Annotated in this window: 20 protein-coding genes, 3 tRNA genes and 1 pseudogene; 6 read left to right on the top strand and 18 right to left on the bottom strand. The window is 53.6% G+C overall.

The genetic code is table 11. From position 1 onward, the window contains the following. Positions 1–3: 3 nt before the first annotated feature. The 6 genes from vorB to FYJ74_RS00835 form a co-directional block, all read right to left on the bottom strand. A complete protein-coding gene (gene vorB / locus FYJ74_RS00860) occupies positions 4–1,056 on the bottom strand; it encodes a 3-methyl-2-oxobutanoate dehydrogenase subunit VorB (protein WP_154527735.1) in 1,053 nt (350 codons plus the stop codon). 17 nt (positions 1,057–1,073) lie between these two features. Beyond that, positions 1,074–1,289: a 4Fe-4S dicluster domain-containing protein gene (locus FYJ74_RS00855; RefSeq protein ID WP_154527734.1), complete on the bottom strand. Its 216-nt coding sequence runs from the start codon at positions 1,287–1,289 to the stop codon at positions 1,074–1,076. Positions 1,290–1,473: 184 nt separating this feature from the next. Continuing rightward, positions 1,474–2,307 carry a P-loop NTPase family protein gene (locus tag FYJ74_RS00850; RefSeq protein ID WP_154527733.1) on the bottom strand — a complete coding sequence of 278 codons (834 nt, stop codon included), beginning with the start codon at positions 2,305–2,307 and terminating at the stop codon, positions 1,474–1,476. 652 nt (positions 2,308–2,959) lie between these two features. Continuing rightward, the gene (locus tag FYJ74_RS11695; protein WP_229769271.1) at positions 2,960–3,184 is read right to left on the bottom strand and encodes an aconitase family protein; all 225 of its coding nucleotides are present in this window, start codon (positions 3,182–3,184) and stop codon (positions 2,960–2,962) included. 245 nt (positions 3,185–3,429) lie between these two features. After that, a complete protein-coding gene (gene nifJ, locus FYJ74_RS00840; protein WP_154527731.1) occupies positions 3,430–6,987 on the bottom strand; it encodes a pyruvate:ferredoxin (flavodoxin) oxidoreductase in 3,558 nt (1,185 codons plus the stop codon). Positions 6,988–8,217: 1,230 nt separating this feature from the next. Continuing rightward, positions 8,218–9,258, bottom strand: coding sequence for an AraC family transcriptional regulator (locus FYJ74_RS00835; protein WP_154527730.1), 1,041 nt, complete (start codon positions 9,256–9,258; stop codon positions 8,218–8,220). 245 nt (positions 9,259–9,503) lie between these two features. On the opposite strand from FYJ74_RS00835, the gene FYJ74_RS00830 reads away from it, so the two are divergent. From FYJ74_RS00830 to FYJ74_RS00795, 6 genes are all read left to right on the top strand, one after another. After that, positions 9,504–10,379, top strand: a complete 876-nt coding sequence (locus FYJ74_RS00830; protein ID WP_229769270.1) for an isocitrate lyase/PEP mutase family protein — start codon at positions 9,504–9,506, stop codon at positions 10,377–10,379. Positions 10,380–10,985: 606 nt separating this feature from the next. Continuing rightward, positions 10,986–12,182, top strand: a complete 1,197-nt coding sequence (locus FYJ74_RS00815; protein ID WP_154527729.1) for a CaiB/BaiF CoA transferase family protein — start codon at positions 10,986–10,988, stop codon at positions 12,180–12,182. Between the two features lie 52 nt (positions 12,183–12,234). Further along, on the top strand, positions 12,235–13,167 hold the full coding sequence (locus tag FYJ74_RS00810) for a hydroxymethylglutaryl-CoA lyase (protein WP_154527728.1): 933 nt from the start codon (positions 12,235–12,237) through the stop codon (positions 13,165–13,167). Positions 13,168–13,263: 96 nt separating this feature from the next. Continuing rightward, entirely contained in the window at positions 13,264–14,244 is a 981-nt protein-coding gene (locus tag FYJ74_RS00805; protein WP_154527727.1) for a TRAP transporter substrate-binding protein, read from the top strand. A 91-nt stretch (positions 14,245–14,335) separates the two neighbouring features. Further along, positions 14,336–14,845 (top strand): TRAP transporter small permease subunit, encoded by a 510-nt coding sequence (locus FYJ74_RS00800; protein ID WP_154527726.1) that lies wholly within the window; start codon positions 14,336–14,338, stop codon positions 14,843–14,845. 14 nt (positions 14,846–14,859) lie between these two features. Continuing rightward, positions 14,860–16,137 carry a TRAP transporter large permease gene (locus FYJ74_RS00795; protein WP_154527725.1) on the top strand — a complete coding sequence of 426 codons (1,278 nt, stop codon included), beginning with the start codon at positions 14,860–14,862 and terminating at the stop codon, positions 16,135–16,137. Positions 16,138–16,252: 115 nt separating this feature from the next. Here FYJ74_RS00795 and FYJ74_RS11585 read toward each other — a convergent pair whose 3' ends face one another. The 12 genes and pseudogenes from FYJ74_RS11585 to hslV form a co-directional block, all read right to left on the bottom strand. Then, positions 16,253–16,558, bottom strand: a complete 306-nt coding sequence (locus FYJ74_RS11585; RefSeq protein ID WP_195838768.1) for a hypothetical protein — start codon at positions 16,556–16,558, stop codon at positions 16,253–16,255. Between the two features lie 82 nt (positions 16,559–16,640). Next, a pseudogene (locus tag FYJ74_RS00790) lies at positions 16,641–16,811 on the bottom strand (type II toxin-antitoxin system RelE family toxin); the annotation flags it as partial. Positions 16,812–16,870: 59 nt separating this feature from the next. Next, positions 16,871–16,946, bottom strand: a tRNA-Thr gene (locus tag FYJ74_RS00785). 9 nt (positions 16,947–16,955) lie between these two features. After that, positions 16,956–17,031, bottom strand: a tRNA-Glu gene (locus FYJ74_RS00780). A 7-nt stretch (positions 17,032–17,038) separates the two neighbouring features. Continuing rightward, positions 17,039–17,114: transfer RNA gene (locus FYJ74_RS00775), tRNA-Lys, on the bottom strand. Between the two features lie 63 nt (positions 17,115–17,177). Beyond that, positions 17,178–17,762: a DUF501 domain-containing protein gene (locus FYJ74_RS00770; protein ID WP_154527724.1), complete on the bottom strand. Its 585-nt coding sequence runs from the start codon at positions 17,760–17,762 to the stop codon at positions 17,178–17,180. Further along, positions 17,763–18,194, bottom strand: coding sequence for a S1 RNA-binding domain-containing protein (locus FYJ74_RS00765; protein WP_154527723.1), 432 nt, complete (start codon positions 18,192–18,194; stop codon positions 17,763–17,765). Positions 18,195–18,231: 37 nt separating this feature from the next. Further along, positions 18,232–18,537, bottom strand: coding sequence for a hypothetical protein (locus FYJ74_RS00760; RefSeq protein ID WP_009164346.1), 306 nt, complete (start codon positions 18,535–18,537; stop codon positions 18,232–18,234). Positions 18,538–18,600: 63 nt separating this feature from the next. Next, on the bottom strand, positions 18,601–19,227 hold the full coding sequence (locus tag FYJ74_RS00755) for a transglycosylase SLT domain-containing protein (protein ID WP_195838754.1): 627 nt from the start codon (positions 19,225–19,227) through the stop codon (positions 18,601–18,603). A 117-nt stretch (positions 19,228–19,344) separates the two neighbouring features. Beyond that, positions 19,345–20,235: a GTP-sensing pleiotropic transcriptional regulator CodY gene (gene codY, locus FYJ74_RS00750; protein WP_154527721.1), complete on the bottom strand. Its 891-nt coding sequence runs from the start codon at positions 20,233–20,235 to the stop codon at positions 19,345–19,347. A 30-nt stretch (positions 20,236–20,265) separates the two neighbouring features. Continuing rightward, positions 20,266–21,672, bottom strand: coding sequence for an ATP-dependent protease ATPase subunit HslU (hslU, locus tag FYJ74_RS00745; protein ID WP_154527720.1), 1,407 nt, complete (start codon positions 21,670–21,672; stop codon positions 20,266–20,268). After that, positions 21,672–22,214, bottom strand: coding sequence for an ATP-dependent protease subunit HslV (hslV, locus tag FYJ74_RS00740; RefSeq protein ID WP_154527719.1), 543 nt, complete (start codon positions 22,212–22,214; stop codon positions 21,672–21,674). Before hslV ends, hslU begins: the two co-directional genes overlap by 1 nt. Positions 22,215–22,216 lie beyond the last annotated feature (2 nt).

The raw sequence follows: 22,216 nt of genomic DNA, 5'->3' as shown, positions 1-22,216 counted from the left end.
CCCCTAGGCAAAAAGCTTTCTGCACGCGTCTTCCACTTCTTCAACGGAAGGAGCGAAGCCGCCGCACCGGCCGTAAAACGTCACCGGATAGCGGCATTCCGTGGCAAGTTTTACGTCATCGATCATCTGTCCGCAGTTCATTTCCACGTCGAGAATGTGCCTCACCGTGGCAGGCAAATTTTTGAAGTGGTCCGCCGGGAAGGGATAGACCGTGATCGGACGGATCAGTCCCACTTTTTTGCCTTCGGCACGGAGGTGCATGATCGCCGTTTTGACGATGCGCGCCGTGGTTCCGAAAGCCGTGATGATTACCTCGGCATCATCGACCATGTAATCCTCGGCCATCGCATCCTGCTTCATCAACTCGTATTTTTTCTGCAGTTCTTTATTGTGCTCTTCCAGTGGGCCCGCCGCGAGATACAGGCTGTGGAACAAGGTGCGCTTATTTCCGCGCTCTTTGAAACAGCCAACAGCCCATTTCTTCCAGTCGCCGCGTTCTGCGGCGCGCTCCTTGATCTCTACCGGTTCCATCATCTGCCCCATGAAACCATCTGCCAGGATCATGACAGGATTCATATATTTAAACGCATAATCCCAGGAACGCTGGATCAGATCGACTGCCTCTTGGAGGTTGCTCGGCGCCAGCACAAACAGATGATAATCGCCATTGCCGCCGCCGCGGGTAGCCTGACCGTAGTCGCACTGCGAAGGCAGAATACCGCCCAAACCTGGACCGCCGCGCACCACGTTCATGACGACGCAGGGATATTCATTTGCGGCAAGGTAGCTCAGGCCTTCGGACATCAGCGAAATTCCGGGGCTGGACGACGAGGTCATAATCTGCGCTCCCGTGGACGCTGCCCCAAGCACCATGTTGATCGAAGCGACTTCGCTCTCTCCCTGAACATAAACGCCGCCCACCTCGGGAAGGTGCGCCGCCATATATTCGGGGACCTCGTTCTGAGGCGTGATGGGATAACCAAAGAAGTACCGGCATCCTCCGCTGATTGCGGCCTGGGCAAGGGCTTCGGCGCCCTTCATAAGAACTTTTGCCATGATAAAACCTCCTTCAGTTATGCGTTCTCGCGGAAAACTTCAATGACTGCGTCAGGGCATGTCATCGCGCACAATGCGCAGCCGATGCAGCCTTCTCGGTACTGCTCCACAGGACGATACCCCTTGACGTTCAAGTGGTCCGAAATGCGGAGCACTTTCTTCGGACATGCGTCAACGCACAGTCCGCAGCTCTTGCAGTATTCCTCCGCTACCGTAATTCTCCCCTTTGCCATTTATACAACCCCCTTTAAAATCATTGCTGCCCTGAAAGATCTTCCGCGAACCGCGTCGTACTGTTTTTCGTTGAAAAGGAGAAGTTTTTTTGTCCTTTTCAGAGCGCGTCCTAAAGTAAAGGACTCGCTTCGCGTCGTGACGCACGTTTTTTGCCCCATGACGCCTTTTCATTGAAAAACAGAGTCAGAAATTTTCCGGCGGAATTCCTCTCCCCAGATTCTGGAAGGGAGATTCTCCTTTTTCCCGAAAGATACGGCCCGCATGATGCCTTGCAGGAAAGCCGGTCGCCCAGATCGCGCCGGGTTCCCAGGGAAGAAGCATATATCTGGAGACGGGCCAGACGGGAACTCTTTCCCCGGCCAACGCTTTCACGGTGTCGTCGTAGAGCTCCGGCGACGTTCCCGCATAAAGCAGAGGCAACCCCATGCGCCGCGCCGCATTTTGAACAAGCTGATATCCTTCCGTTACGGTTTCCACCGTCGTTTCGCCCATCAAATGCGAATTGCTGATCAAGGCGCCGACCTTCAGCCCGCAGATTTCCTCCATGCGGCGGCACATCAATTCAATCTTCTCCACGGTGCACGTCTGAGGACGAAAAGCGTTCACGACAAGCACAAGCAGGTACCCCGCCTGAATGATGCGCTTCTGAAACTGTTTCAGCGCCAGCGCGCCCTCAGCGTCACCGCCGATGTCGATCATCAGCTTGCCGGGGGACGACAAGGCCCAGTCAACCTCCGCACTGACGACCGGCATATCCGCCCATTTAGCCTGCCCCGGTGCGGTCAAAACAGTAAACCCCTTGTTTTCCAGCGCATTGACGACCTGTCGGATGCAGAAATATGGATTGATGATGTCAGCGTCAGCAATCGTCACCTTTTCCTCAATCATCTTCAAGCCCAGAGCAAGATTGAGGACCCATTCAGTTTTTCCGGACCCCAGAGCGCCCGTGACCGCTATCGCTTTAGGCCACTCGTAACGCTGGATCAGATCCTTGAAAAGCCGCATGTCAACAGGCATTTTTATCCTCCCCTGTGTTTTTGCAAAGAAAAGTTTCCTCTGTAATGCATGTCATGCTATTTGCTCAGCCATGGGCGCAGTCATTATTTTCAACAAGGAACGATGAAAGATAATAAAAACTATCGTAAGATCCGCGACATAAAGCACGCGAAGATACGTTACAGACCTTTGTCTTGCGTGTCGATCAGTTTTTGCGAAACATGACGCAAACTCTCATCCTCCAAACTGACGCCCTCCGTATCTTTTCTATCTTCATTCTACCTTATTATTTTAATAATTCCAGCCCCTGCAATTTACCGATAATAATTTATTTTAAGATTTTAATGAGTGAACTTTCCGTTATCATCGCATCTCGCAGGTTGTCGACAATTTATTTTTTAACAATTCTCAATAGTAGAATTTATTTTTTCGCCCTTTATAGAGAAGGATATGACCCACGCGAAAGACAAAAGGATCAATGAGGTTTTTCATTGATCCCGATTCTCGATTATGCTTTTTGATTGAAAGTCAGATGAAAAGCCAATATTACGGTCGAAGGCATCCACCCCTCTCGATAAAAAAGCGGACCTTCCCCGCTTGGCAGGAAGGTCCATTGATCTATCACAACGTATTTTCTGCTGATTTTCGCCGCCCTGCGGGGGACGCTCCATGGTTACTCGAGCACTTCCCGAGGATCGGTAATCTTCCCGCGCAGCGCCGAAGCGGCGACTGTGGCCGGTGAGCCGAGGAAGATCAATGACTTGGCGGAGCCCATGCGGCCAAGGAAATTGCGATTATGGGACCCGAGCACGATTTCGCCATCGCTCAGCAAACCGCTGCCACGTCCCTGGCAAAGGGAGCAAAACGGCTGTGTGACAATCGCGCCAGCACGTACCAAGCAGCATCGTTCCTTTGCATCACGCGCGATCGCAAAAAAGGAGCCCGAGTCTCCTTGCGGGGACAGAGACTCCTGCCGTGGATATTGCTGATGAATGTTCTCCCCCCTCCGCGGGGAGAAATCCACAAAGCGAGTTGCGCAGACCGCACAGCGGTCGGGATAGTCCTGAGCGACTGGACTTTCCGCGGAGGATGGGGCATTCATTTGTCGTTTCTCTCGAGAATCAGGATTAAAATCTCTCGAGCTCAGGCGGTAACGGAAATCTTTCCTGACTCGGCCATCGCCGCATAACGTCGATACTTCGCGTCTGCCTGAACTTCCGCCATTGCCAGAAGGCGAGCGGCTTCCTCGGGGAACGTTCGGCCAAGCGCCGCGTAGCGAACTTCGCCCATGAGGAAATCGCGTAGCGGAATCGTGGGCTTTTTGGAGTCCAGGACGAAAGGATTCTCCCCCTTCGCGGCACGGCGCGGATCGTAGCGGTACAGATGCCAATAGCCGGATTGCACGGCCAACTTGCTCTCGGGCATCGCATAGCTCATTCCCTTGACGATGCCGTGGTTAATGCAGGGCGCATAGGCAATGATCAGCGATGGTCCGTCATATGACTCCGCCTCTTTCAGAACTTTGATGAAATGAGCGGGATCGGCTCCCATGGCGACTTGAGCGACGTAGACGTTGCCATAACTCATAGCCATCAGCCCCAGATCTTTTTTGCCGGTCTTCTTGCCGGAGCTGGCAAACTGCGCGACAGCCGCCACTGGGGTGGCTTTTGAAGACTGGCCTCCCGTATTAGAATAGACTTCCGTATCCACGACCAGAACGTTTACGTCAGGGCCATTCGCGAGCACATGGTCGAGACCGCCAAAGCCGATATCATAGGCCCAGCCGTCGCCTCCGTACATCCACATGGACTTTTTGACAAGGTGCTCGGTGTTGTTCAGCAGGTCACGCAACTCCAGACTGTCCTCGCCGCGAGCGTACGCGATTTTGGCTGCCGTCTCCACCGCGTCGCTGTACGCCCTGCTGCCTTCGCCCTCGCGGTAATGATCTTTCCATTCCTGCAGTGCCCGAATCAGTTCGGGATCGCCGGTCTTACCGCCGAGCAGCTTTTCGACAGTCATCAGCAGGTGCTCGCGCTGCTGCTGGACGGCCAGGCACATGCCAAGGCTGAATTCGGCGTTATTTTCGAACAGCGAATTGGAGAACGCCGGCCCATGGCCGCGGTTGTTCTTCGTATACGGCACACAGGGACAGGCCGCGCCCCAGGCCTGAGTGCAGCCTGTGGCATTGGCGATGTACATGCGGTCGCCGAAAAGCTGCGTCATGGCTTTCATGTAGGGGGTCTCGCCGCACCCCGCACAGGCCCCCGAAAATTCAAGCAACGGTTGCTCGAACTGGCTGCCTTTGACGGTGAATTTGTCCATCGGATTCACTTTCGGCGAGAGTGTCAGCGCATAATCCCAGTTTTTCTGCTGAGACAGCTGGGTCTCAAGCAACTTCATCACGAGTGCTTTCTCCTTGGCCGGACAGACTTCGGCGCAGCTGCCGCAACCGACGCAATCAAGAGCGCTGAGCTGGATGCGGAACTTCAGGCCTTGAGCGTTTTTCAGACCGCGAGCATTAACCGTTTCAAAGTTTTCCGGCGCATTCATCGCCTCTGATTCGTTCAGCAGGAAAGGTCGGATGGCCGCATGCGGGCAAACAAAAGAACACATGTTGCATTGAATGCAGCGCTCCGGATTCCACTCCGGCACCATCACCGCCGTGCCGCGTTTTTCATACTTGGAGGTTCCCAGCGGCACCGTGCCGTCGGCCGCGTCGACAAAAACGCTGACGGGAATGTCGTCGCCCCTCAGACTGTTGACAGGAATCAGCACTCTGCGGATATAATCGGGAAGCAAAGGATCAACACGTTCTTCCGTTGCCTTATCTTCGGCGTTTGCCCATTCCGCAGGCACTTCAATGCGGATTACGCTGGCGCCGCCACGGTCGACAGCTTCGTAGTTCATGCGAAGAACCTTGTCGCCCTTCGCGCCGTAAGTATTCTTGATCGCCTCTTTCATGTACTTCACGGCATCCTCGAAGGGCAGGATGCCTGACAGCTTGAAAAACGCCGACTGTAGCACGGAATTTGTGCGGTTTCCCATGCCGATTTCCATGGCGATGCGGGTGGCGTCGATAATGTAGAAGTTGATATGCTTACGAGCCAGATCCCGTTTGACGGAAGCGGGAAGATGCCGCTCCAGATCTTCCGGTTTCCAGGCGCAGTTGAGCAGGAAGGTAGCGCCGTCTTTCAGTTCGCCCGAGACATTGTACTTGCTGATGTAGGCTTGCACATGACAGGCAACGAAATCGGCCTGTGTGACCAGATAAGTGGAGCGGATCGGCAGCCGTCCGAAGCGAAGATGCGATCTCGTCACGCTTCCGGATTTCTTCGTGTCGTATTCAAAATAAGCTTGAACGTATTGGTCGGTGTTGTCGCCAATAATCTTGATGGAGTTCTTGTTGGCTCCCACGGTCCCATCGGAACCAAGTCCCCAAAACTTGCAGGCCACGGTGCCTTCGCTCTCGGTAACGATATTGGGGCCGAGTTCCAGCGAATGATAGGTCACGTCGTCCTTGATGCCGATCGTGAAATGATTCTTGGGCTGGACCGAATCCATATTGTCAAACACGGCAATCATCTGCGCCGGAGTGACATCTTTGGAAGACAGCCCGTAGCGCCCGGCGATGATCATCGGCGCCGTGGAAACATTGGAGAGCGTCGAGCAAACGTCTTCGTACAGAGGCTCGCCCGGTGCGCCGGCCTCTTTGGTACGATCGAGCACGGTCACGCAGCGCACGCTTCCCGGCAGAGCGGTAAGGAAATGCTCCGCAGAAAAGGGCCGATAAAGATGGACTTGCAGGAAACCCACTTTCTGGCCATGTGAGCGCAGCTCGTCAACAACTTCCTGAAGGCATCCCGAAACTGACCCCATCGCGATAACGACCCGCTCCGCGCGAGGATCGCCATAATAGTCGAAAAGGTGGTAACTGCGGCCCGTCAGGGCGTTGATGCGATTCATGTAAGACTGCACAATGTAAGGCATGCGCAGGTAGTAACGATTGCAGGCTTCCCGCGCCTGGAAAAGCACGTCGGGATTCTGGACGGTGCTGCGCTGCACCGGCCGGTCGCTGTTAAGAGATCTCTTGCGGAAAGCCAGAAGCGCTTCTTTATCCAGCATCTCACCAAAATCGTCGTATGACAGCATCTCGATTTTCTGAATTTCATGAGAAGTACGGAAGCCGTCGAAAAAATGCACGGAAGGCACGCTGCCGGCAATCGCCGCGAGATGCGGCACAGCCGCCAGGTCGGCCACTTCCTGCACGCTGCCCGAAGACAGCATGGCAAAGCCCGTCTGCCGTACGGCCATGACGTCGGAATGATCGCCGAAAATCGAAAATGCGTGAGTGCCGACCGTCCGTGCGCTGACATGCAGCACGCCCGGCATCAACTGACCGGCAATGCGATACATCGGCGGAATCATCAGCATCAACCCCTGCGACGCCGTATAGGACGTGGCAAGCGCGCCCGATTCCAGCGCCCCATGCATGGCAGCCGCCGCGCCGAACTCGGCCTGCATCTCCATCAAATGGACACGCTGACCGAACAAGTTTTTCCGACCGCGCGCTGACCATTCGTCCACATGTTCCGCCATCGGTGAAGAAGGCGTGATTGGATAAATCGTCGCCACTTCGGTAAAGGCATAAGACACGTGCGCTGCCGCTTCGTTGCCGTCAATCGTCATGATCTGCTTTGCCATTTCAGTCTCCCCCTTTTTGTTACGATTCCCTGACTTGTCCCTCTGCCGCATCTGTTTTTGGTTTTATTTCCAAGGATCCTACACGCTCAAATTATACACTTTTTTTCTGAAACCAATGCATAAAATGAAAAACTAAATATTTATAATTGACTAAAAATATCGTTTTCCGCCAGTTCATATTTGCGACCTCACTGCCGTTGCGAGGGAGTCCAGGCAAATTTCCCGACGATCATGTCACCTACTAGGGGACCACCAAGACGATCGCTTACGAAAAAGCGCTCGTGCAAAGCGCCTGTAAGCCATGAGAAGCAACAAAAGGAAGGAGAAAGCAGACCCCAAAAAAGCAGTCCATCTCAAGAAAGCCTCCTACAGTAGAATGAAAGCAACGCCAAGCCCCCCGATAGGAGACAAAAGAATGAACCAAACATTTCTGGAATGGCTGGCAGAGATCGAAGACTTCCACACAGAAAACGGATCCACTATCGACCTGAGGATATCCTTCTGATAAGCGTGTTGGCTGTGATATGCAACATGGGGATATCTAGAAAAAAGATTTGGACTTTTGAAGGGACTACGCTGTCAACTCCACGTCGCTCCCAAATGATATCAATGATGATCCTGTCAATGCACTTTACTGCCGCAGTGTTTCTTCACCTGAGATCATGCCCCGCCTGATCTTCGTGTTGGATGAGAAGAGCGGAGTTCCAGTATGGTATGGAATTCTCCCCGGGAATGTCCTTGATATCAACGGGAATGTCCTTGATATCAACATGGTCATAACGGTCGTAAACGATATTACGGATATCTTCGGGATCGAGATTGATTCCCTTGTATTGGATACAGGCTATGTCTCCAACAGGTCTGGTGGACACATTCCACATCGGAACCGAGGAGACAATCACCGACAGGACGCTGGCACGCAGGGACTACCCGCACAAAACCCAGTATCGGGAGTAAAGGACCTGAACAGCAGGGCAAGTAGCTTTTCTCAGGAAGCATCATACATATTCTGGATTCCGCAAGGAAATCGAACTGTCCAGCCAGCGAGAGTACGCCTATATCTATGTTGGCCAGTACAATAAAAACACAGGTAAGAGCGTGTTATAAGCTGCTCCATATGGAATCCCGGCGCATGCCGAACTGAGTAAATATATTCCATCAGTCAGGAGCGCTAAATAATGTAGTGCTACTTTTGCTATTATTATTTAAAGACAAGCCTCTTAATGAGAGTCAGCATGACTGCTTAGCGACCGCCATGAGCTGCTCGCACAAGGCCACGATCCGGTCAAATTTGTCAGGGGGAGTCACTTCCGGCTTGAGCTGTGAAGACGGAACGGGTGGATTAAGGCGAGCAAAGTCGCGCAGCTTTTCTTCGATGTCCGAGGCGCTAGTGTCGAGGTAGATACGTTCATTCTCACGGACAGGCGCGAATGAACTCGTGTCGATAGCGCGGTGCTGTACACTGGGTGGTTCGTGAAACGTCTTCTTGTAATAGGAGCTGAACGTCTTGAGATCGGGAAAGCCGCAGTCGGCAGCGATATCAGTGAGACTGTGATTGGTATTGTTGAACTGATACATCGCGTGGCGAAAGCGGATGCGCGTGAGGTAATCGTAGAACGAAATACCGACGTTGCGCCGGAAAAACGACGAGAAATACGTGCGGTTGTAACGTGCCACTTTGGCAGCGGCGCCAAGCGTGACCTTTTTGTCGAAATTTTTTTCAAGCCAGTCGGTGACGGTTTGGATTGTTTTCATATTCTTGCGGTCACGGGGAGATTCAATCATAGGACTCTGTTTGACGGGGAATCCTGAAAGCAACGTGCCCAGCAACATATTGAAAGCGCCACGGAGAATGAAGCGAGAAGATGGCGTATCAAAAAGTGCAGCAAGCATCATCTGCGCTGCATACTGTCGAAGAGCAACAAAACGCTGTTCGTCGCGGTTTGTCTGGTTCGAGATGCAGGCGAACTCTAGCTTGGTGTGTGACGGTTCCGTCTGCGTGAAATATTCTGGTGAAAAGTGGAACACAAGCGCGGTGGATTCCTTTTCTTCAGAGACTACGGCGTGTCCTCGATTGGAGTTGACAAGATACACGTCATTTTCGCGTATCTTGTGAATGTTGCCGTCCATACACAGCGTGACCTTTCCCTTGAGAAGAATTGTCAGTTCATATTCGGGATGCCAGTTGAAACAGAAGAAGTTGACATCGCGAACATACAGCTCCAGCGGGAAGGACCATAGATGAGCGTTACTTGTATAGATGTATTTCATGATACCTCCTGAGTGTGAAAAGCAATTTATAAATATTTCCCGTAGGGAAATTGTTTGTGTTCCTTTTAATTATAAAACAGCCAGAAGGAAAATCAATCAAAATTCCCGTCTCCTTTTGAAACGAGGGATTAAAAGATGTTTTCTGAGAATTCATATTGACTCAGGAGCGGATGCCCTTTTACCTTTGTGTCTGATTGTTCGGAACTTTTCCCTTGCCAGCGGAACAAAAATTCGATTAAATTTAAATGATGACAAAAGCAAAAAAACTGAGAGAACTTCTGACATCCGACGGTATTATCACTGCCCCCGGTGCATATGACGCATGGTCGGCGCGGCTTATCGAGCACGCCGGATTTTCTGTTGTGTACATGACCGGCTACGGCGTATCAGCTAGTGTCCTCGGACGCCCTGACATCGGGCTGATGAGCTTTCACGAGATGGTTGAGTCAGTGCACAATATCGCTGAAGCCACAAACGTTCCTGTGATTGCCGATGCTGACAATGGCTACGGAGGTTCGCTCAATGTAGTGCGCACAGTACGCGCGTATGAGCAGGCCGGAGCATGTGGCATTCAGCTCGAAGATCAGGTGATGCCCAAACGATGCGGACACATGGAAGGCAAACAACTTATTCCTTGTGAGGAAATGGTTGCCAAAATCCGTGCGGCTGTCTATGCGCGGCGCAATCCTGACACGGTGATCATCGCCCGCACAGACGCTCGTGCCGTCAATGGCTTGGACGATGCCATCGCCCGCGGTCATGCCTTTGAAGAGGCGGGGGCTGACGTGATTTTCGTCGAAGCACCGCAGTCGATTGACGAGATGAAGCGTATCGTTGCAGAGTTTCCCAACTGTCCGCTACCGGCCAACATGGTTGAGCACGGCAAGACGCCTAACTTGTCGCAGAAAGAGCTAGCTGCTCTGGGTTTTAAGATCGCAATCTATCCGGTCATGCCCATCTACGTCGTCACCAGAGCGCTTTCTGCTGCACTCGCGAAGCTGAAAGAGGCAGGGACTAGTGAGGCGTGTCTGGACGATATGGTTGATTTTCCTTCATTCAACAAGCTAATCGGTCTTGACGAGGCCCGCGCGTTAGAAAAGTCGTTCACCTGCGGGAAGTAGTCGATATCATCGGCGATCCTTTTGCCATTACAATTAGGCCTACTCTGTAAAATGCCATATTGCCCAAATCAATTCAATCACTTAAACTCTGACTATAGAAACGAGAAGATATGAACTGACCGGCAGCAAATGGAATCGAATCAAGGATATCCTGCCGCGAGAACATCCGAAAGTAGGAGAATATAGGCATTCGGTAAAATACGATAATCGCAGGATCATCAATGGGGTTTTGTGGCTTGCAGAAGTGGAGAGCCATGGAGAGAGTTTCCGGAGCGTTACGGCAAATGGCAAGCAGTCTATGCACATTTTAAATTGTGGAAACACTGTAGTCGGGTTGGGTAATCCGATGACATTCCTGTTCAGTCCCGGCAGTAACCATGATTCCCAACATGCCGTGCCCTTGCTCAGTTAAACAAAGACTAAAAAGAGCAATATCATCAGCAATAAGCTCACGGTTCACGAGCCATTAGAGAGTACATTACTTCTCAGGAAGCTGGTTACACTACATCCTGCCGAAACGCAACAATTCCGAACCATGGTGCGGAGATTATCATATTATACTAAAAGTCCGACGTTTCTTGACTCATTCGAAAGGGGCATATTCACATGGGAGCTTTAAGCAACATTCGCGTTCTCGATCTCACTCGGGTTCTGGCGGGACCATATTGCACGATGATGCTCGCGGATATGGGGGCCGAAGTCATCAAGATCGAAATCCCCGGCAAAGGCGACGACACTCGCAGTTTTGGTCCTTACAAGAATAAAAGCAGCATGTACTACGCCAACGTGAACCGCAACAAAAAAGGCGTCTCCCTTAACATGAAGGCGCCAGAGGGAAAACAGCTTTTTCTTGAAATGGTCAAGACGGCTGATATGGTCGTCGAGAATTACCGTCCCGGTGTCATGGACAAGCTCGGCCTCGGTTATGACGTCTTGAAGGAAGTGAATCCCAAGATCATTTACGGCGCCGTTTCCGGTTTCGGCTGCTACGGTCCTTACAGCGAACGCCCCGGATACGACATCATTGCCCAAGCGATGGGCGGTCTGATGAGTATCACCGGTCCGCGCGGCGGCAAACCCTGCCGGTCCGGCAGCGCGATGGGAGACGTGCTGGGCGGCATGAACCTTACCATCGGCCTTCTGGCCGCTCTGAATGCCCGCAGTATCACCGGCAAGGGACAGCGCGTCGACGTGGCGCTCGTTGACTCGGTCGTGTCCAGCCTGGAGACGGGGATCCAGAGATATCTCGTCAACCATGAGATTCCCGAGAGAATGGGCAATGAATACGCGGCGGCTTATCCTTATGACTCCTTCAAAGCCAAAGACAAGGAATTCATTATCGGCTGCGGCAACCAGGGGCTGTTCGAGAAACTGCTCGATCTGATGGGCAGAAAGGATCTTCTTGAGGACCCCCGCTTCGCCACCCTGCTCGAGCGCAATAAGCCCGAGAACCGGATCGCGCTCGGCGAGATCATCAACGACTGGACCAAGAATTACAACGCTGACGAGCTTGTCGACAAGATCCTGGGAGTGGGTGTTCCGGCAGCCCCGATCTTCGACCTTCGCGATGTCACGACCGACGAACATCTGGTCAAAGCCCGCGAGATGCTCGTGGATCTGCCCCACCCCGTCATCGGTCCCATGCAGGTCAACGGCAATCCTGTCAAACTTATGGGAACGCCGGTGGAGATCACGCGTCATGCGCCGGCTGTTCCCGGTGCCGACAACGCAGAAGTTTACGGGGGCGTTTTCGGCCTGTCCAACGAGCGGCTTCGGGAGCTTTCCGAAAAAGGCGTCATTTAAACGCCCGCTCGGCCCTTTCGATCCGTATTGACTTTTAGGAGGAGGTTAACAGATGCATTTTGACGGTCTGCCCAAGAACGCTGTTATTCGCGAGGTCTGCCCACGTGACGGATTTCAGGGGATCTGCGATTTCATCCCCACGGAAAAGAAGATCGAATTCATCGGCCAAATGCTTTCGACCGGCATCAAGGAGATGGAAATCACGTCTTTCGTCAGCCCGAAGGCGATTCCTCAACTGTCTGACGCCGCCCAGGTGCTGCCAGCCGTCAAGAAAGAATATCCCGACGTGGAGTTCACCGCCCTGGTCCCCAACGTCAAGGGGGCGGAGAATGCCTTAGCTGCCGGGGCTGACGTCGTCAACGTGGTGTTTTCCGTCAGCGAAAGCCATAATATGGCCAACATCCGCCGCACCGTAGAGCAGTCGCTCTCCGGCATGGACGACATTATCGCGCTTGTCAGGGGCAAAGCGAAGATCTGCGTTTCCATGGCCACGTCCTTCATGTGCCCATTCGAGGGGCGCACCGATCCCCGCCGGGTGGCCGAGCTGATCGGCAAAGTGCGCGCCAAGGGGGTGGACTGCATCACCCTCGCCGAAACGATCGGTACCTGCACGCCCAAAGACTTCACCGAAACGCTCCAGGTCGTCAAACCGGCGCTTCGGGGGATCCCCACCTATCTGCATATTCACAACACGTACGGTTTTTCCGACATGAACGTGAAATGCGCCCTTGACGAGGGATTCAACAGGTTCGATGCGGCCATCGGCGGCCTCGGCGGCTGTCCTTTTGCCCCCGGCGCGGCCGGCAACGCGGCAACGGAAGATCTGGTCTACCTGATGCAAAGCATGGGCGTCGACACCGGGCTTGACCCTCTTAAAGTTGTGACGGTTGCCCGCGCGCTGAAGGCATACGGTTTGAAGACGATGGGAAGCCTGTGCGCGAGTTCCTTTGGCAAGCCCAAACCGGAGATGCCCGTGCAGAAGTAGTGACTTTTTCACGGTTTCAGGCGGAACTCCGTTCCGCATTTTTCCTGGAATTTTCAGGGATTAGTTCCAAAAAATTTCTCTAGAGGAGTGTCGTAGATGTTTAAGAAAGTAACGGCTTTTGCTGCGGTCGCGGTTTTGTCCTGCTCTGCCGCCTTTGGCGCGGAGTTCACTGTTTCCAATCAATTTCCCCCTTCCCACCATATTTCCAAGGCCATTCATGTTTTCGCCGACAAAGTTGTTGAGTTGAGCGGCGGCAAACTGAAGGTCAATGTCGCGGATTCCGGTTCCCTGTACAATGACAGCCAGATTCTCGAAGCGGTCCAAGACGGTCTTGTCGAAGTCGGCCTCGTCGGCACCTACAAGTGGGGCGGCATGGTGCCCGCTGCCGACGTGTTCGACCTTCCCTTTCTGTTCGTCGACCTGTCCTCGCCGGAAAAGTTTTTGAATGCCGGCGCGGCGGATATTCTTGACGCCGAGTTCAACAAGAAAGGCGTGAAAAACCTTTTCTGGGTCGATTACGGCTTCATTCAGATGTGGAACAACGTGCGTCCCCTGCACAGCCCCAAGGACTTTGAAGGTCTGACGATGCGTTCCTACAGCGCCGGCGACTCCATCACCTTGACGGCTCTCGGCGCGGCGCCCACTCAGATCAGTTCGGCGGAAATGTACATGGCCATTCAGAACGGCACCGTGAAAGGCGCAACCACCGGCATGCCCGCTGCGGTGTCCCGCAAGATTTACGAGGTTTGCAAATATCTGACCATCGCCAATTACAGCACGGCCCAGTTCTCCGTTCAGGCCAACCTCGACTGGTGGAACGGCCTTGACGCCGACAGCCAGGAAGCCATCCTCGAAGCCGGCAAAGTCGCCGAGAAATGGCTTCGCGGCGCGGTTGCGGAATCCGAAGGCGCCGCCGAAAAGATCGTCCGCGACGCGGGTCTTGAAGTCAACACGCTGACCGCCGACGAACGCGCCCAAATGGTTGCGGCAACCAAGAGCGTTTGGGACGCCTACGTTGCGCGCGCTGGAGAGACGGGACAGAAACTCGTTGATCTGTCTCATAAAGTTTTCGACTAAAAGAATCTTTCCGGTAACAGACCATGCTGAACGGAGCCCCGACGGCATCGCTGGGGCTCCGTTCAGCTCAAAAGAGGAGGTCCCCCAAAATATGCTCAACAAACTTCGCGCTCTTGTCAAGGCCGGCAATACCTTCTGCGGCTATCTCAGCGGGCTCGGAATTCTCGTGATGAGTCTGATTCTCGCGTACGAAGTCGTGATGCGCGGCATCTTCAAGGCCCCGACGATCTGGGTCATGAACACCGCTATCTACCTGTTCATGTGGACCATGCTGGCTGGCGCAGCCTATACGCTGATGCTGGGCAAACATGTCCGCATTGATTTGATCTTCGATAAGTTCCCGAAAAGAATCCAGCTTTATCTTGATGTCGTCACCAGCATTATGGGCATCGTCTTTTGCGTTGTCGTCTCCTGGCAAGCCTGGCTCATGATCGCCTCCAGCATCAGGCTGAACAAACTGACCGACAATCTCCTGCACATTCCGGTGTGGTGGATCCAGCTTCCCCTGCTGCTGGGTTTTGGACTTCTTGCTCTGCAGTTCTTCATCAACCTGCTTGACCGTATCGCAGCTCTTCGTGCGGGCGAAGGCCTTCGCAAGTAAGGGAGGACGCTCATATGACCAACTTTCTTCTCGTCGTCGCCATTCTGCTTTTTATCCTCGCTTTGGGGCTGCCGGTGGCGTTTTCTCTGGGCATGACGTCGCTGATCCTGATCCAGATTTTCCACTTGCCCATGAAGATCATCGGCACCACCATGTGGTCGTCTCTGGAAAGTTTCAACACGCTGTCTATCCCGATCTTCATCCTGATGAGCCAGATACTGTTAGACGGCAAGGTGGGAGACGACCTGTTCGAAGTCATGAACACCTGGGTCCGTCATCTGCCGGGAGGTCTGGGCATCGGCACGATCCTCGCCTGCGCTTTCTTCGCCGCCATCACCGGTTCCGGAGCGGCGACCGCCGCCACGATCGGCATGGTCGCCTATCCTGCCCTGATCAAGCATGGCTATGACAAAACTCTTACGCTGGGGCTGCTCGCTGCCGGCGGAACGTTGGGCATCCTGATTCCCCCGAGCATTCCCATGATCATTTATGCCACCGTTACCGAGGATTCCACGGGCAAACTGTTCATGGCGGGGGTCGTTCCCGGATTGCTTCTCGCTGCGCTGTTCATCGTTTATGTCGTGTACAAGAGCAAGCATGGCGGCTACATCTCGGAACCCAAAGCACCCTGGAAAGAACGCATGTCCATCACCATCAAGAACCTGCCCGGCATTTTTCTGCCCCTGTTGATCATCGGCGGTATTTATACCGGCATCTTCACGCCTACGGAAGCTGCCGCCGTCGGCCTGGTCTACAGCCTTTTCATCACGCTGTTCGTCTATCGTACCGTTAAATTCGCCGACATTCCCAAGATCTGTATGAAAGCGGTTCCTTCAAGCTGCATGATTGCCATCATCATCTGCGGCGCCCTTCTGTTCGGCCGCGTCATGACCTATTTGAGAATTCCCCAGGCCCTTACCGCTTTCGTGGTCGACAACAAGCTCTCCGCCGCAACGTTCATCATCATCATGAACCTGCTGATGTTCGTCCTCGGCGCGCTGCTTGAAACAGTCTCCGTCGTGCTGCTGACCATGCCGCTGGTAACGCCGATTCTCCACGCGCTCGGCGTCAACACCATTTGGTACGGCGTGCTGGTCACCATCAACATGACCATGGCGCTGATCTCGCCCCCGGTTGGCATGAACCTGTACGTCATCAACGGATTGTTCCCCAACGTAAAAATGCAGGAGGTCATCAAAGGAGTCATTCCGTTCGCCGCGATTATCATCGTCCTTCTGATCATTGCCGGCCTGGTTCCTCAGCTGAGCCTCTGGTTGCCTTCCCTGATGTGATGGGAATGGGAGGGCGTCCCGGGCAATTCGCGTCAGAGAGGCCGCCCCGATCGACTTTTGGGGCGACCTCTCTTTTCCTTCTGCGCACTTCCAGCCGACTGGCAGCTCAATGAATTTAATTTAAGGAGTGAACTGCATGGAGAGATATTTGCCCGTTTTCTGCTTTTGCCTGGGGACGGCCAATGTCGTTTTTGCCCTTGGCGCGCTCGTTTTCCGTCACTTCCGGAACAGAGGCCTCAGGACTGGAAGAGCGTTGATGTTCCTGATTTCGGGGATCTTGTTCATCGTTTGCGGCACCAGACTGCAGGATGAAATGATGCCTGTCCCCCGATCGGAACCGGCCGCCGAGCAGCAGCCGCTTCCCGCTTCCCCGCGCTAGCCTGTTCGTGGAGCGCATCGTGCGTGCTCTCTCGATTTTCATGAAAACGGCCCCGGCGACGAATGATCGATCCGTCGCCGGGGCCGTTTTGTCGTATCGAGTTCCTGTGCACTTCTCGCCGATGTCCGACACTCAAGGCCAAAATGATCAACTCCTGATCGTTAATAAGACAAATCAGGCGGTAACCTCCGATTCGATAACGCCACTGTCCCCCGCAGCGTCCTTGTGTTCGGGCTTTTATTTTTAATTGAGAAATAGTATAACAGTATCGGAGAAAACCGGAACGAAGACGCAAAAAAGCCCGCCTTTCAGCGGGCTGAAAAACGCATTCGGAAACACGCGGAAGTTATCGGATGGAGCCGGTGTCCAGATTCGGACTGGAGACCTGCGCATTACGAGTGCGCTGCTCTACCAACTGAGCTACACCGGCGTAAAAAAATGGCGGTCCCACTGAGATTCGAACTCAGGTGCTCGCCTTGAAAGGGCGATGTCCTAGGCCACTAGACTATGGGACCGCATCCATGGTGGGTCGTGAGGGGGTCGAACCCTCGACCCACGGATTAAAAGTCCGTTGCTCTGCCAACTGAGCTAACGACCCGCGAACGAGGAATATTCTATCGCTTGGGCAAGGATTCGTCAAGCTTATTCTATCAGATATTTTTCAGTCTAAATATTTTTTACAGTGAGCCTTTTTACAACAGAACTCTTCAATTTTTTCTGCAAACCACGCTTCGGCGGGATGCCCCGGCAAAGCGAGCATCGTTGCCGCCTGGAGATGCAGACACTTCACGGCCGGGTTTTCAGTCAAACGGATGCCGCCAATGCCGGTTTTAAGCATGGTTTTCCAGATCTTCGGAGAATATCGGCGCAGGAAAAATCGTTCGCAACCGCTCAAGGAAGAGATCCGCACCCATGCATAGCGGGAATTGTAGAGGCGGTACGCCTTTTCATTCTCGCGGAGAAAGTCTTCCAGTGCCCTGACTCCTCCGTCGGACTCGAGACGTCCGCATTGGTACGCCAAATGGGGGCATGTCAGCCAGAAGAGCGTCGGAAAGGGGTGTCCTCTGTAAAAGGGACGACATTTCAGAACCTGAGGCATTCCCCATGTGCAGCGCGCCGCGACGGATAAGACAAGCCCCTTGTGAAAACTGCGCCCAACCATCTGACCAGCCGTAACAATCTCGTCGCGCGTCGAAAAAAGCGAGAGGTTCCCGTGAACCTCTCGCCGCAAATTTCTCATACACATTTAGGGACGAGCGCCTTTTCGGCGCGGCGAGCGTCCCCCTTTGCCGCTTTTGGCGTTCATCAGCGAAGAGATTTTCTCCTCGCTGTTTTTCAGGAAAGTGGATAACTTTTTTTCAAAATCGTCCGAGCCGACCGTTTCATCAGAAACTGCGGCCGTCACATGCCGGGGCATTCGTTGAACCGGGACCGCCGGAGGCTCTTCAAGCGCCTTCAAAGACAGATCAATGCGGCCTTTTTCGTCTATCTTGATAACTTTCGCCTTAATCTCCTGCTGCGGCTGCAGAACGGCATCGACACTTTTGATAAACTTGTGGGAAAGCTGCGAGATGTGGATCATTGCCTTCTGGCCGCTTTGAAGACGAACAAAGGCCCCATAGGGCATGATCTGTTCGACGATTCCCGTTACCACATCACCTGGCGCCAAATCGGGCATAGTGTGAACTTCCCTTTCTCAAATTTATTGTGAAATTTTAAAGCTGATTCAATGCCTGAATCTTGGAAACCATCACGTAGATCCGACCGCTGCCGAGGGACGAACGAAGTTCGCCGGCAATCCACACGGGCGCGCCTTCTTCCTGCTTGACAATCCATTCCTGAATCGCCGGATCAAAGACTCTCATGCGAAGATAATCGACGCGGTCGCACCCGTCCGTATCGCTGTACTGGCGCTTGAGGGAGAACTCGAAATATTTTCCCAAACGGCTCTCGCCGTAGCTCTCGCCCTTCAGAAAGTGGACCACGCCGGAAAGATATACGTCATTGACTAATTTGCTCATGATGATTTCTCCGCCTCCATAAAAATTTTATTGATATTCATTTTTCATCGCAATAGTTGTTCACTAAGAAACGGCCCGTTTCGAAGCATGCTGCAGATTCAACAGGACTCTCTCAGTGTAATGCCCTCGATATTTCGTGACCAATGCCACATAACGATTAGCCTGGGACCCCAGATACCTCCCCAGCGCCTTTGTAACGTTCCCCTTGCAGTGTGCCATGTACCTGGAAAAGATCCATGTGCCAACCATTATGTTATTGCGAGGTTCCATCAATATCTTTTCTGTACGGATATGGGGAAATTGAGCCATGATCGTGTTGCGGTGCAGCTTCCAATATACCTGCATCAAACCGACCGCGTACTTGGAACGCGCGTTGACCTTGACGCGCGATTCTTTGACAATTATAGCAGTAATCAACGCCGGATCCACCGAGAAGCGGCTCGACGCTTCCATGACATAACGGGCGTACTCATTCGCTTTGTCCATGCTCAAAGAACTGTTGTAGTAGCGGAAGATATAAGAAGCCGCATCGGTTTTCGCTTTCTGCACGTGCTTTGCAGAATGTACGGAATCCAGAGACTGTCTCGCCTGCCCTGCAGGCTCGGCAGCCGCCCTTGCTTGCCAGCATAATTGAGAAGCCAACAGGAACAGCAGCAGACTTCTCCACAACAAAGGGCGTCTCATCCTCATGAAATACCTCCAGAAGTTTTGTGGAATTACGCCCATTTTATCTCAAGTTAAGAGAGCTTGCCAGTGTCAAATTTTTAGAACCCCAGACTTTTAACGGCATGCTCCAGGTACTGACAGTCATTCCGTGCGCTTAAATTTGGAAGCCAGTTCCTCCACGAACAAGGGACTCAGCACTTTGATAAAAGTGCCTTTCATGCCCAAACTGCGGCTTTCGATGATCCCAGCGCTCTCGAGCTTGCGCAGCGCGTTGACGATCACGCTGCGGGTCACCCCGACGTGATCGGCGATCTTGCTGGCGATGACGACTCCTTCGCATTCGGTGTTCTCTTTTCTGAAACCGGCGTTCTTTTCGGCCGAGAGCTCCTTGAGCCGCGTGATGATATGGTTGATCGCGTCAATTTCAGAATACGAAAGGGCTTTCATGGCCATATTCACAACAAGACGCTCTCGGGCAAGTTCTTCGATCTGCCGGGAACGGTCGTGCAGGATTTCAATGCCGACCAGCGTCGCCAGGTATTCGGCCAGGACGAGATCCTGGGTTGAGAAGTTGCTCGCAAAACGGGCCAGTACGAGCGTTCCCAAGCGCTCTGAGGCTCCATAGATCGGCACATAGAGAGCCGTCTTATCAGCCGCGTTTTCTGCCTGATCGTCAAAAAGCGCTCCATCGGCTTTGCTCAGGACGGTCTCTCTCTGCTGCGACAGTCTTTCCACAAAGCTTTCGGGCATATAGCCTTGCTCAATAAAGGAAGCGATGGCTTCGCTGTGGTATTCGTTCACCCATGCGTATCCCAGGATCTGCCCTTCTCTGCTCAAAACGTAGACGTTCGCGGTCGAGAATTCGCAGAGCAGGCGCGCCAGCTTGTTATAATCGGGGCGCGTTCCTTCGCGACGGCCTTGCATCGCTCTCCCGACTTGACGCGTTTTCTCAAGCAGTTCATGCATCTCGTCGTTATCGACGGCGCCGTTTAAACCTTCGGGCAACTTTTCCTTTGCATATGAGCGTTTCATAAGAATTCCGTCTCCTTTCAGCCATGAAAATCAAAGAAGATACCGCCGCAGATCCTTATTGCCAACAAGTGGTTCAAGCTTCTCCACAACGAAAGACGTGTCGATTTCAATCGCTTCGCCTGCCCGCTCCGGCGCGGAAAAACTGATTTCCTCCAAAAGCTGCTCCAGAATGGTGTGCAGGCGGCGCGCCCCGATGTTCTCCATCTCCAGATTCATCCGTTCGGCCATCGCCGCGATTTCTTCCACGGCTTCGCCGGTAAAACGCAGTTCAACGCCTTCGGTTTCGATCAAGGCGACCGCTTGATGGATCAGGCTGTGCTGCGGTTCGACCAGAATGCGCCGCAGCTCTTCTTTTCCAAGCGCCGTCAGCTCGACGCGGATGGGCAGCCGTCCCTGAAGCTCGGGAACGAGGTCGGAGGGTTTTGCATCGTGAAAGGCGCCGGCGGCGATAAAGAAAATATGATCCGTTTTCACCTGGCCGTATTTCGTAGTGACGGAGCAGCCTTCGACGATGGGAAGCAGATCCCGCTGTACGCCTTCGCGGCTGACGTCCGGACCGCCGCCGCGCCCCCGGGAGACGATTTTGTCGATCTCGTCGATGAAAATGATCCCTTCCTGCTGCGCTTTATCCAAAGCCTCCTGCGTGGCGGCTTCGATGTCGATGAGCTTCTCAGCTTCCTCGGCCTGCAGGACGCGAAGCGCGTCTTTCACTTTCATGCGGCGTTTTTTGCTCTTTTTGGGCATGATGCCGCCCAACATCTCAGAGATGTTGATGCCGATGCCGCCCATTTCGCCGTTGCCAAAAGAAGTGACGGGACTGGTACTTTCCTGAACGTCGATTTCCACTTCCCGTTCGTCCAGCTTGCCGCCCTTCAGCATGTTCAGCATGCGCTCGCGCGTACTCTGGCGCACCGCCGGGCTCTCTTCCGGCGGCACATCTTCCGGCTGCTCTTTCTTGAGATAGTTCAGAAACGTGGGAATCCCCGCGGCGGACGAGCTTTTTCTCACCGGAAGCAGATAATCCACCAGGCGCTCCTGCGCGTGTTCGAACGCCACGGACTGGACGCCGGCGATCATCCGCTTCTTGACCATCTGCATGGAATTTTCCACGAGGTCGCGGACCATCGACTCGACGTCGCGCCCTACGTAGCCGACCTCGGTGAATTTCGTCGCTTCCACTTTCACGAACGGCGCGTTGACGAGGTCGGCAAGACGCCGGGCAATTTCCGTCTTGCCGACGCCGGTAGGGCCGACCATCAAAATGTTTTTCGGCGCGATCTCCTGCGCCAGATCTTCGGGCAGTTTGCGGCGCCGGAGGCGGTTCCTCAGGGCGACGGCCACGGCGCGTTTTGCCTTTTCCTGCCCGACGATATAACGGTCGAGATACTGCACGATAGCCGAAGGCACCAGATTTTTCATCTCTTCCGTCAAAAGCATCACAGGACCTCCACCGTGAGAATATTGTCGGTATAAATGCAGATTTCGGAAGCTATAAGCAAAGAACGTCTCACGATCGCTTCTGCGTCGAGAGAGGAAACGTCCAGATAGGCCCGGGCCGCCGCCAAAGCAAACCCCGAACCGGACCCGATGGACGCCGCGTCGTTTTCCGGTTCGATCACGTCCCCGGCGCCCGACAGCAAAATAGTATGTTCCCGATCGGCCACGAGCAGCATGGCTTCCAATTTCTGTAGCATGCGGTCGGTGCGCCACATTTTGGCCAGCTCAACGGATGCCCTCATCAGATTTCCGCTGTACTCCTGCAATTTTTTCTCGAAAAGTTCCATCAGCGTCATCGCGTCGGCCGTGGCGCCGGCGAATCCGACAAGGACGTTGCCGTCGTAGAGCTTGCGGACCTTTTTCGTCCCCGCTTTGATGATCTGGTTGCCCAAAGTCATCTGTCCGTCGCCGCCCATGGCCACTTGGCCGTTCCTGCGCACACAGACGATCGTCGTACCATGAATCGTCATATCCCGAGACATTT

It is taken from the genome of Pyramidobacter porci, assembly GCF_009695745.1.
GTDB lineage: Bacteria > Synergistota > Synergistia > Synergistales > Dethiosulfovibrionaceae > Pyramidobacter > Pyramidobacter porci.
This window is presented reverse-complemented; position numbering and strand designations above follow the sequence as displayed.

Coding starts and splice junctions, on each gene's coding strand:
- FYJ74_RS00795 (WP_154527725.1), top strand. CDS start 14,860: ATGACCAACTTTCTTCTCGTCGTCGCCATTCTGCTTTTTATCCTCGCT.
- vorB (WP_154527735.1), bottom strand. CDS start 1,056: ATGGCAAAAGTTCTTATGAAGGGCGCCGAAGCCCTTGCCCAGGCCGCA.
- FYJ74_RS00770 (WP_154527724.1), bottom strand. CDS start 17,762: ATGTGTATGAGAAATTTGCGGCGAGAGGTTCACGGGAACCTCTCGCTT.
- FYJ74_RS00765 (WP_154527723.1), bottom strand. CDS start 18,194: ATGCCCGATTTGGCGCCAGGTGATGTGGTAACGGGAATCGTCGAACAG.
- hslU (WP_154527720.1), bottom strand. CDS start 21,672: ATGCTTTTGACGGAAGAGATGAAAAATCTGGTGCCTTCGGCTATCGTG.
- FYJ74_RS00805 (WP_154527727.1), top strand. CDS start 13,264: ATGTTTAAGAAAGTAACGGCTTTTGCTGCGGTCGCGGTTTTGTCCTGC.
- nifJ (WP_154527731.1), bottom strand. CDS start 6,987: ATGGCAAAGCAGATCATGACGATTGACGGCAACGAAGCGGCAGCGCAC.
- FYJ74_RS00850 (WP_154527733.1), bottom strand. CDS start 2,307: ATGCCTGTTGACATGCGGCTTTTCAAGGATCTGATCCAGCGTTACGAG.
- FYJ74_RS00815 (WP_154527729.1), top strand. CDS start 10,986: ATGGGAGCTTTAAGCAACATTCGCGTTCTCGATCTCACTCGGGTTCTG.
- FYJ74_RS00855 (WP_154527734.1), bottom strand. CDS start 1,289: ATGGCAAAGGGGAGAATTACGGTAGCGGAGGAATACTGCAAGAGCTGC.
- FYJ74_RS00755 (WP_195838754.1), bottom strand. CDS start 19,227: ATGAGGATGAGACGCCCTTTGTTGTGGAGAAGTCTGCTGCTGTTCCTG.
- hslV (WP_154527719.1), bottom strand. CDS start 22,214: ATGTCTCGGGATATGACGATTCATGGTACGACGATCGTCTGTGTGCGC.
- FYJ74_RS11585 (WP_195838768.1), bottom strand. CDS start 16,558: ATGAAAATCGAGAGAGCACGCACGATGCGCTCCACGAACAGGCTAGCG.
- FYJ74_RS00830 (WP_229769270.1), top strand. CDS start 9,504: ATGATGACAAAAGCAAAAAAACTGAGAGAACTTCTGACATCCGACGGT.
- codY (WP_154527721.1), bottom strand. CDS start 20,235: ATGAAACGCTCATATGCAAAGGAAAAGTTGCCCGAAGGTTTAAACGGC.
- FYJ74_RS00800 (WP_154527726.1), top strand. CDS start 14,336: ATGCTCAACAAACTTCGCGCTCTTGTCAAGGCCGGCAATACCTTCTGC.
- FYJ74_RS00760 (WP_009164346.1), bottom strand. CDS start 18,537: ATGAGCAAATTAGTCAATGACGTATATCTTTCCGGCGTGGTCCACTTT.
- FYJ74_RS00835 (WP_154527730.1), bottom strand. CDS start 9,258: ATGAAATACATCTATACAAGTAACGCTCATCTATGGTCCTTCCCGCTG.
- FYJ74_RS00810 (WP_154527728.1), top strand. CDS start 12,235: ATGCATTTTGACGGTCTGCCCAAGAACGCTGTTATTCGCGAGGTCTGC.